We start from the raw sequence: 9,901 nt of genomic DNA, 5'->3' as shown, positions 1-9,901 counted from the left end.
TCCACCTCTCGTACGGCTACAGTTCCCGCGTGCGTTTCATCCCTTTTGTCATGATTTCCATTGCGTTCACCGCGGCCGCCGTGTCCCCCGTCTCCCCCGCGCGGGCCATCACGAACGGCTCGCCCGACCTGACCGTTCACCCACAGGTGGGAGCCGTCCTCGGCGACAAGCCGAACGGTGACGGCACATGGTCCTACTGCACCGGCACGCTCATCTCGCCGACCGTCTTCCTCACCGCCGCCCACTGCTCGGAACCGGGGCAGAAGACCGCCCGGGTCTCGTTCTCCAGCCGCTACCAGTCCGGGGACAAGGTCTACACCGGCCGCTACATCCCCGACTCGCGCTACGAGGACGAGGGCGATCTTCATGACATGGCCGTTGTCGTCTTCGACACGGCGATCCCGGACATCAAGCCCGCCAGACTGCCCGCCGAGGGCCTGCTCGACCGCCTCGAAGCCGACAAGACCCTGGAGATGATGCGCTTCACCCCGGTCGGGTACGGCGCCGTGGCAACCGCCAAGGGGAAGCGCAAGACGCGGCTGACCTATAACGACACCCGTCACCATACGTCCATCTCCTTCGAGGACCTCACCCGCAGATGGCTCAAACTGTCGCTGGATCCCGCCAAGGACGACGGCAGCACCTGCTTCGGCGACTCGGGCGGCCCGAACTTCCTGGGCGGCCCCACCTCGGACCTGCTCGTGGCCACGACGATCAGTGGCGACGACGACGCGTGCAAGAAGACCAACTACGACTATCGCCTGGACACCCCTCAGGCCCGGAGTTTCCTCAAGAGGTTCGTCACGCTTCCCTGACCGGGTGATCGCCCCGGCGGACGCCGACACCGGGGGGATCGGCCCCTCGCCGTTCGTCCGGAGAGCGCGTCAACCGCCCAGATACTCCCCCGCCGCGTCGAGGAGCCAGGCCGCGAGGTAATCCGCGAAGGACGAGCGGACGAGGACGTGGAACTCGTCTTCCTCGCCGCGCGTGAGAACGACCTGGGCGCGGGCGAGCATGGTCTGGGCGCAGCGACCGGGGCCGAACGCGCGGGGGTGCAGGTCGAGGGCGCAGCCGTGGGAGAGCAGGTCGCGGGCCTTGCGTCCGGTCACGAGCAGCACGGTCCGCTGGGCGGAGACGTCGGTGACGGCGGCGTGACCGGTCCCCGCGGCGGCTCGCAGGCGGTTCTCCAGGCCGGTGTCACCCGGAGGACCGACGACCAGCCACTCGTCGGGGCCGAGCCACAGCACCCGGGTGTCGCTCACGGCCGTACCGGACGGTGGCACGTCGCCGCCGGTGCTCGCGAAGGTATCGGGTTCGGCGGGGAGCGGGACGCCGAGGGCGCGGGCGATGTCGGCGGCGGTGCCGCTCCCGGGCTCCACCCGCACGTTGACCTGGGTGAGGAACGGCAGCTCCGCGATGCGGAGGTCCGGGCTCGCCACCGGCCGCAGCCGGGCGAGCGGGCTCAGCCGCCCGGACGGCTTTCCTCCCGAGGACTCCACTACCGGGGGCTCCGTTCCCGATGGTTCCGCTGCCGGGGGCTTCGTCACGGACCGTCCCGCTCCGTGCGGTGGGCTCGGTCGCGGCCCGGCCGGTGGCTCGCCGTCGCGACGCGCTCCCTCGGGGTCGTAGAGGACGTGGTGGGTGACGGTGACGGGCAGCAGTTCCCGTCCGACGGGGACGTACAGCCGCTCGCCGACGCGTTCGCGCCCGCCGCTGACGAGGGCGAGGGCGAAGGTCCTGCCGAGCGCGGCGCTACGGTAGCTGGAGGTGACGTGGCCGAGCATGGGGACCGGCGGCTCGGGCAGCCGGTCGACGGCCACCAGCTGGGAGCCCTCGGGCAGCAGGACGTCCGGGTCGAGCGGCAGCAGCCCGACCAGGTGCCTGCGGTCGGGTCTGGCGGTGTCGGCGCGGGCGAAGGAGCGCTTCCCGACGAAGTCGGCCTTCTTCCTGGACACCACCCACTCCATGCCGAGGTCGGCGGGGGTGACCGTGCCGTCGGTGTCCTGCCCCACGATGGGGTAGCCCTTCTCGGCCCGCAGCACGTGCATGGTCTCGGTTCCGTACGGGGTGACCGCGCCGGTGGCCTGGAGGGCCTCCCACAGGGCGAGCCCGTCCCAGGCGCTGACGTTGATCTCGTACGCCAGCTCGCCGGAGAAGCTGATCCGGCACACCCGCGCGTCGAGGCCCGCCACCCGGGTGTCGCGCCACGTCATGAACGGGAAACTCGCGTTGTCCACGGCCAGGCCGGGGGCGAGTCCGGCCAGCACCTCGCGGGAGCGCGGCCCGGCGAGCGCGACCGTCGCCCACCGCTCGGTGACGGAGGTGCAGTAGACCCGCAGCGAGGGCCACTCGGTCTGCAGCCACTCCTCCATCCAGTCGAGGACGGCGGCGGCGTTGCCGGTGGTGGTGGTCACCAGGAAGCGGTCCTCGGCCAGGCGGATCACCGTACCGTCGTCGAAGACCATCCCGTCGGGGCGGCACATCACGCCGTAGCGGATCGAGCCGACCCTGAGGGTGCTCATCACGTTGGTGTAGAGCCGGTCGAGCAGTTCCGCGGCGTCCGGCCCCTGGATGTCGATCTTGCCGAGCGTGGAGGCGTCCATGATCCCGGCGGCCTCCCGCACGGCCCGGCACTCGCGCAGGACGGCGGCCTCCATGTCCTCGCCCTCCCGGGGGTAGTACCAGGGCCGCCTCCACTGGCCGACGTTCTCGAACGGCGCCCCGTACGCCACGTGCCACTCGTGCGGCGCGGTGACCCGGACGGGGTCGTGCAGCGCTCCCCTGTCGCGTCCGGCGAGGGTCGCGAAGGAGACCGGCACGTAGGGGGCGCGGAAGGTGGTGGTGCCGAGTTCCGAGACGTCCACGCCGAGGGCGTGGGCGACGACACCGCTGGTGAGCACCCCGGAGGTCTTGCCCTGGTCGTGCGCGGTGCCCGCGGTGGTGTAGCGCTTGACGTGCTCGACCGAACGGAGCCCGGCCCCGGTGGCGCGCATGACGTCGGCGACGGTGACGTCGCGCTGCAGGTCGACGAAGTGGGTCCGGTAGTCGTCGGCGGGGACGAGCCACACGTGCTCGGCGGGGGCGGCCCCGGACGCCTCTCCCGTCCTCGGGGTCTCCGTGTCCCGCGCTCCCCCGGCTCGCGGGACCTCCGTGTCCTGAGGTGCCTCCCCCGCCCTCGGAGCCTCCGCGTCCTGGGACGCCTCCCCCACCCTGGGGATCTCCGCGTCGCGGGATGCCCCTCTGGCCTGCGGGATCTCCGTGTTGTGGGATGTTTCCCCTGTTTCCCGGGCGGAAGCGTGAGGGGTGGTCGGGGGCGCTCGGAAACCGGCTGCCTCGGCGGCCCGCGCCCCGGCGGCGGCACCGTCCTCCAGGCAGGCGGCCAAGGTGAGGAGCCCCCTGGCGGCCCCGGCGACCTCGACGGCCTGGCGGCTGCTCCCGGGGACGAAGGAGCCGAGCGTCTCGTCGTAGCGGAGCGTCCCCCCGGCCTGGCCGAACAGGTGGACGGCGGGGTTCCAGCCGCCCGAGACGAGCAGCAGGTCGGCCTCGATCACGCGCCCGCCGGAAGCGGTCGCCCTGGGAACGACCGTCTCAGAAGCAGCCGTCCCGGAAACGACCGTCTCAGATGTTTTCGTCCCGGAAACGTCCATCCCGGAAGCGGCCACCTCGGAAACGGCCGGTCCGGAGAGTGCGCCGTTCTCGGCGGGTCTTTCCGAGACGGTCACGGAGGTGACGCCGTGCTCGCCGTTCACACGGGTGACGAAGTGACCGGTGAGCACCTCGGCACCACCCAGGCCGCCCAAGCCGTCCGGACCGCCCCGGTCCGGGACGACGGCGGCGCGTGTGTCCACGACGGCGGCGATCTCGACGCCCGCGGCGGCCAGGTCGCGGGCCGCCGCGTAGGCGCTGTCCCCGGTGGTGAACACCACCGCGCGGCGGCCGGGCAGGACCCCGTACCGGTTCACGTACGCGCGTGCCGAACCGGCGAGCATGACACCCGGCAGATCGTTGCCCGCGAAGGCGATCGAGCGTTCGTGCGCGCCCGTGGCGAGCACGACGCGGCGGGCCCGGATGCGCCAGACGCGTTCGCGGGAGGAGGCGTTCTCTCCCCTGCGTTCCACGGCGACCAGGTAGTTGTCGTCGTAGTAGCCGAAGACGCTGGTACGGGTGAGTACCCGCGCCTCCGGGTGGATCTCCAGCGCGGCCAGCGCGGTGGCGGCCCACGTCGTGCCCGGCACACCGTCGACGGTCTCGCCGGTGTCGGGCAGGCTGCCGCCGGGCGAGGGACGGTCGTCGGCGAGGATCACCCGGGCGCCCGACCCGGCCGCCGCGGTCGCCGCCGCCAGGCCCGCCGGGCCCGCGCCGACCACCAGGACGTCGCAGTGCGCGTACACGCCGTCGTAGCGCGCCGGGTCGGGCTCGGCGGCGAGCCTGCCCCTGCCCGGCAGGCGGGTGGCCACCAGTCCGGCGTACAGCTCGACGACGGTGGCCTGGAGCATCGGCTCGGGGAAGGGGTGCTCGACCTGGACGACGGCATTGGGCTCCTCGGTCCAGGCGGCGAAGATCCCGCGGGGACGGCCCAGCGCGACGCTCGTCGCGACCGTGCGGACGCCGTTGGCGAGCAGCGCGGAGGCGAGCGTGTCGCCCCGGTACCCCTCGTAGTCGCGGCCGTCGAACCGGAACGGCAGCACCTCCCCGCGATGGCCCGCCCGGCGGAACGGCTGCTCGCTCACCGGCCCACCGGCCTCGGCTCGCCCACGCGGTAGACGGCGTGGAACTCGTTGGTGACGGTGTCGCGGACCGCGTTGAACCAGCGGCGGCATCCGGCCGCGTGGTGCCAGCGTTCGGCGAACGGCCCCTTCGGGTTGTCGCGGAAGAACAGGTACCGGGCCCACTCCTCGTCGGAGAGCGCGGCGGGGTCACCGGGGTAGGCGACGTGGGCCTGCCCGCCGTAGTGGAACTCGGCCTCGTCCCGTGGCCCGCACCACGGACAGGGGATCAGCAGCATCGGTCGGGCTCCTTCAGTGGGCCACCGCGGCGGCGCCGTGCTCGTCCACGAGCGCCCCGGTGGTGAATCGTTCGAGCGTGAAGGCGGCGTTGAGGGGATGCGGCTCGCCGTGGGCGATCGTGTGCGCGTAGCACCACCCGACGCCCGGGGTGGCCTTGAAGCCGCCGGTCCCCCATCCGCAGTTGACGTAGAGGCGGTCGACGGGGGTGAGCCCGACGACGGGTGAGGCGTCGGGGGTGACGTCGACCACCCCGCCCCAGGTACGCAGCACGTGGGCCCGCGCGAAGACGGGGAACAGCTCCAGCGCCGCCGCCATCTGCCGCTCGATGATGTGGAACGCGCCGCGCTGCCGGTAGGAGTTGTACGCGTCGATGCCCGCCCCCATGACCAGCTCGCCCTTGTGGGCCTGGCTGACGTAGACGTGCACCGCGTTGGACATGACCACCGTGGGGTGGACGGGCTCCAGCAGCTCCGAGACGAGGGCCTGCAGCGGGTGGCTCTGCACCGGCAGCTCCACCCCCGCCATCCGGCCGACGACCGAGGAGTGCCCGGCCGCGCACATCGCGACCCTGCCCGCGGCGATGCGGCCCCTGGTGGTGCGTACGGCCTCCACGCGCCCGTCCACGACGTCGACGCCGGTGACCTCGCAGTGCTCGATCAGGTCGACGCCCATCGCGGCGGCGGCGCGGGCGAATCCCCAGGCCACGTAGTCGTGCTTGGCGATTCCCGCGCGCGGCTGGTAGGTGGCGCCGAGGACCGGGTAGCGCGCGTCGGGCGAGACGTCGACGATCGGGCAGACCTCCTTCACCTCCTCGGGGCCGAGCCATTCGGCGTCGACGCCGTTGAGGCGGTTGGCGTTGACCCGGCGGACGCCCTCCCTGACGTCCTGAAGGCTGTGCGCGAGGTTGAGCACGCCGCGCTGGCTGAACAGGAGCGGGTAGCCGAGGTCCTCCTCCAGCCCCTCCCACAGCTTGAGCGAGTGCTCGTAGATGCCCGCGCTCTCGTCCAGGAGGTAGTTGGAGCGGATGATGGTGGTGTTGCGGGCCATGTTGCCGCCCGCCAGCCAGCCCTTCTCCAGCACGGCCACGTTGGTGATTCCGTGGTTTTTGGCCAGGTAGTAGGCAGTGGCGAGGCCGTGGCCTCCGCCGCCGACGATCACCACGTCGTAGGAGGTCCTCGGCTCGGGGCTGCTCCACAGCCGGTCGGGGTGCTCGGGCGGCGCCTCGGTGCTCATCGTCGTCCTTTCTCGGTCCCGCCGACGGGCTCCGGCGTGGTACGCCTCGTCATGACGGACCCCGGCGTGGTGGGTCCCGGCGGCCCGCTAGCCACGCAGGCGCTCCATCGCCGGGTCGTACAGCGGCTCCTCGGCGACGACGGCCACCACCCGCCGGTCGAAGTAGCCGATGTGCAGCTCCCGCCCCGGCACGGACAGCCCGGCGGGCAGCCAGGCGTAGGCGATGCCCTTGCCTATCGTGTAGCCGTAGGCGGCGCTGGTGACGTATCCGACGGGGGACGCGCCGTCGTACACCGGTTCCTTGCCCATGACGACGGCGGCGGGGTCGTCGACGGTGAGGCAGGTCAGCCTGCGCCGGGTGGCCGCGCCGCGCTCGGTCAGGGCCGCGCGGCCGATGAAGTCACCCCGGTCGGCCTTGCGCACGGCGAAGCCGAGACCCGCCTCGTACGGGTCGTGCTCGTAGGTCATGTCGGTGCCGAAGGAGCGGTACCCCTTCTCCAGGCGCAGGCTGTTGAAGGCGCCGCGTCCCCCCGCGATGATCCCGTGCTCCTGTCCCGCCTCCCAGAGGGTGTCCCACAGCTTCGCGCCCATGTCGGCCGTCGTGTAGAGCTCCCAGCCCAGCTCCCCGACGTAGGAGAGCCGCAGCGCGGTGACGGGCACGGTGCCGACGTACGCGCGCGTGCCCCGGAAGTAGCGGAAACCGCCGGGGCCGAAGGCGGGACCGGCGAGGGGGGCCACGACCTCGCGGGCGAGGGGTCCCCAGACGCCGACGCAGCAGGTTCCGGGCGTGAGGTCGGTGACGGTGACCGACCCGTCGGCGGGCAGGTGGCGGTGGAGCCAGTCGAGGTCGAGGTTGCCGTTGGCGCCGACCTGGAACAGGTCGCGGCCCAGCCGGGCCACGGTGATGTCGCTACGGATGCCGCCGTCGTGGTCGAGCAGCAGGCAGTACGTGACCGAGCCGACGGACTTGTCGACGTCGCCGGTGGACATCCGCTGGAGGAAGGTGGCGGCCCCTCGGCCCGCGACCTCGATCCGCTTGAGCGCGCTCATGTCGTAGAGGGCCACGGTCTCGCGCGAGGTCTGAGCCTCGGCGCCGACGATCGGCGACCAGTGGCGGGCGGCCCAGTCGTTGGGGCGGGGGATGTCGCGGCCGTCGAGCAGGGGCGCGTTGGCGCCGTACCACTGGGGACGCTCCCAGCCGGTGGCCTCCAGGAAGTACGCGTCCAGCTCGCGCTGGCGGGTGTGGAAGGGGCTGGTGCGCAGCGGGCGCAGGTTCTCCGCCGGTTGGAGCGGGTGGATGATGTCGTAGACCTCGACGAAGTTCTGGCAGTCGCGGGTGCGGACGTACTCGGGGGCGAGCTGATGGGCCTCGAACCGGTTGACGTCGCATTCGTGCAGGTCGAAGGACGAGCAGCGGCCGTCGGCCAGCCACTCGGCCATGGCGCGGCCCACCCCGGCCGAGTGGGTGACCCACACGGCCTCGGCCACCCAGAAGCCCCGCACGTCGCGTGACGGCCCGAGCAGCGGCATGTTGTCGGTGGTGAAGGAGAACAGGCCGTTGATCCCCTCTTCGAGCCCGGCCTCCCCGGTGGCGGGCAGCAGCGACCTCGTCTCGGCCCAGGCGGGGGCGAAGTCGTCGCCGGTGAACGGCAGCACCGACGGCATGACCTCGGCGTCGGCGATCGGGAGGATCTCCTCGGCGGTGATCGGCATCGGGCGGTGGCCGTAGTAGCCGATGCCGAGCCGGTCGAACCGCTCGCGGTAGTACAGGTCGGCGTCCTGGTGGCGCAGGATCGGCCGGACGGCCTCCTCGGCCTGCCCGGCGAGCGCGGGGACGGGACCGGTCCAGGCGAGCTGGTGGGCGAGGGGGGTGAGCGGCAGTGCCATGCCGACCATGCCCGCGACCTTGGGGCCCCAGATTCCGGCGCAGCAGACCACGAGGTCGGCGGGGATCTCGCCCCGGTCGGTGACCACGGCCGCGACCCGGTCGTCCTCGACGCGGATGTCCAGCACCTCGTGCCGGTCGAGGACGCGGACGCCCCGTTCCCGGGCGCGCGCCAGCTGGACCTCGACGGCGCGCACGGCGTTCGCCAGGCCGTCGGTGGGGACGAACAGCCCCCCGAGGACCCTGTCTCGCCCCAGCAGGGAGTGGCGCTCCACGCACTCCCCGGGGGTGAGCAGGCGCGCCTCGATCCCCCAGGCGACGGCCCAGCCGTGGCGGCGGTGCAGCTCGGCGAGCCGCTCGGGCGTGGTGGCCACCTCCAGGCCGCCCACCTGGAGGAAGCAGTCGAGGCCGACGAGCTTCTCGACGGTGTAGCGGGCCAGTTCGGCCATGGTCTTGGACGGGTTGGTCTGGAAGACCAGGCCCGGCGCGTGGGAGGACGACCCGCCGGTGGCGGGCACGGTGCCCTGGTCGACGACGGTGATGTCATCCCACCCTTTGGCGGAGAGCTCGTCGGCGAGAGCCGCCCCGACGACCCCGGCTCCGATGATGACGACGCGCCGGCCCGCCATACCCACCTCCGTCGTTGCGTAGTCCGAAACGAAGTGCGCTTCCCGCAACAGATTGTCCTCCTGTGGGAAGCACTGTCAAGGACGGTCCGGTGGTCGTCCACGAGGGCAGGAGAGCCGGGGTGGGGCTCAGGAGGTGGGGAGCCAGGCCTTCACCGTGTCGGGGTTGTCGCCGACCCACTTCTCCGCGGCCTCCTCGGCCGTCATCTTGTCCTCGGAGATGTACTTGGCCACGAGGTTCTGGTCCTCGTTCGTCCAGGTGAAGTTCTTGACGAGGTCGTACGCCGGGCTGCCGGAGTCGGCGAACCTCTTGCTCACGATCTTGTCGAGGTCGTAGAGCGGGTAGTCGCAGGCCACCTTCTCGGGGTCGGCGTCGCAGCCCTCGGTGTACTCGGGCAGCTTGACCTTGACGAGCTTCACCTCCGACAGGAACCACTGCGGCTCGTAGAAGTAGCCGAGCATCGGGGTCTTCTGCTTCTCCGCCTGCCTGAACCCGGTGATGAGCGCCGCCTCGCTACCCGCGTAGACGACCTTGTAGTCCAGCTTCAGGTTCTTCACCAGGGCCGCGTCGTTGGTCACGAAGGAGGGGTCGCCGTCGAGCAGCTGCCCCTTGCCCCCGGACTCGGAGGTCTTGAACAGGTCGGCGTACTTGTTGAGGTTCTTCCAGTCGGTGATGTCGGGGTACTTCTCGGCCATCCACGGCGGCACGTACCAGCCGATGACGCCCTTGTTGCCCGTCGAGCCCGCCAAGACGGCGACCTTCTGGTCCTCGATGTACTTCTTCTTCAGGTCGTCGTGGGCCCAGTTCTCCACGATCGCGTCGACCTCGCCGGTGGCGAAGCCCTGCCAGGCGACCTCCTCCTTGAGGTCCTTCTTCGTGACCGTGCAGCCGAGGTCCTTCTCTGCCACGTGGGCGATGACCGCCGCGGTCGCCTCGTACCCGACCCACGGGTTGATGGCGATGTTGACCGTGCCGCAGGCCGCTTTGCCGTCCGCGCCCGAGGCGGCCGGGGCCGCTCCGCCGCTCTCGCCGACCTTCGCCCCGCCGCACGCGGAGACGAGGAGGCCGGTCGCGACCAGGAGCGCCATCGCCCTCGGTCGCCCGATCCTCGAAACTGTCACCAGGTCCTCCTGTATTGGGTTTCGTGTGC

Annotated in this window: 5 protein-coding genes and 2 pseudogenes; 1 reads left to right on the top strand and 6 read right to left on the bottom strand. The window is 71.8% G+C overall.

What is annotated here, in order from left to right:
* The first annotated feature begins 50 nt into the window (after positions 1-50).
* Positions 51-815: a trypsin-like serine protease gene (locus ABD817_RS20215; RefSeq protein WP_344919577.1), complete on the top strand. Its 765-nt coding sequence runs from the start codon at positions 51-53 to the stop codon at positions 813-815.
* Positions 816-884: 69 nt separating this feature from the next.
* On the opposite strand, the pseudogene ABD817_RS39630 reads toward ABD817_RS20215, so the two are convergent.
* The 6 genes and pseudogenes from ABD817_RS39630 to ABD817_RS20190 all read right to left on the bottom strand — a co-directional run.
* Positions 885-1,253 (bottom strand): annotated as a pseudogene (locus ABD817_RS39630) (sarcosine oxidase subunit gamma); the annotation flags it as partial.
* Positions 1,254-1,598: 345 nt separating this feature from the next.
* Positions 1,599-4,730 (bottom strand): annotated as a pseudogene (locus tag ABD817_RS20210) (2Fe-2S iron-sulfur cluster-binding protein); the annotation flags it as partial.
* Positions 4,727-5,005: a sarcosine oxidase subunit delta gene (locus ABD817_RS20205; RefSeq protein ID WP_344919575.1), complete on the bottom strand. Its 279-nt coding sequence runs from the start codon at positions 5,003-5,005 to the stop codon at positions 4,727-4,729. The pseudogene ABD817_RS20210 and the gene ABD817_RS20205, both read right to left, overlap by 4 nt.
* A gap of 13 nt (positions 5,006-5,018) precedes the next feature.
* Positions 5,019-6,239 carry a sarcosine oxidase subunit beta family protein gene (locus ABD817_RS20200; protein WP_344919574.1) on the bottom strand — a complete coding sequence of 407 codons (1,221 nt, stop codon included), beginning with the start codon at positions 6,237-6,239 and terminating at the stop codon, positions 5,019-5,021.
* Between the two features lie 87 nt (positions 6,240-6,326).
* Positions 6,327-8,753, bottom strand: coding sequence for a GcvT family protein (locus ABD817_RS20195; RefSeq protein ID WP_344919573.1), 2,427 nt, complete (start codon positions 8,751-8,753; stop codon positions 6,327-6,329).
* A gap of 126 nt (positions 8,754-8,879) precedes the next feature.
* Positions 8,880-9,872 (bottom strand): ABC transporter substrate-binding protein, encoded by a 993-nt coding sequence (locus tag ABD817_RS20190; RefSeq protein WP_344919572.1) that lies wholly within the window; start codon positions 9,870-9,872, stop codon positions 8,880-8,882.
* Positions 9,873-9,901 lie beyond the last annotated feature (29 nt).

Origin of the sequence: Streptosporangium oxazolinicum (genome assembly GCF_039537505.1) — a bacterium.
Classification (GTDB): domain Bacteria; phylum Actinomycetota; class Actinomycetes; order Streptosporangiales; family Streptosporangiaceae; genus Streptosporangium; species Streptosporangium oxazolinicum.
Note: the sequence above shows the minus strand (reverse complement) of the source record. Positions and strands in the feature narration are given on the sequence as shown.

Excerpts from the sequence above, each read along its gene's own strand:
- ABD817_RS20205 (WP_344919575.1), bottom strand. The coding sequence starts at position 5,005 with ATGCTGCTGATCCCCTGTCCGTGGTGCGGGCCACGGGACGAGGCCGAG.
- ABD817_RS20215 (WP_344919577.1), top strand. The coding sequence starts at position 51 with ATGATTTCCATTGCGTTCACCGCGGCCGCCGTGTCCCCCGTCTCCCCC.
- ABD817_RS20195 (WP_344919573.1), bottom strand. The coding sequence starts at position 8,753 with ATGGCGGGCCGGCGCGTCGTCATCATCGGAGCCGGGGTCGTCGGGGCG.
- ABD817_RS20200 (WP_344919574.1), bottom strand. The coding sequence starts at position 6,239 with ATGAGCACCGAGGCGCCGCCCGAGCACCCCGACCGGCTGTGGAGCAGC.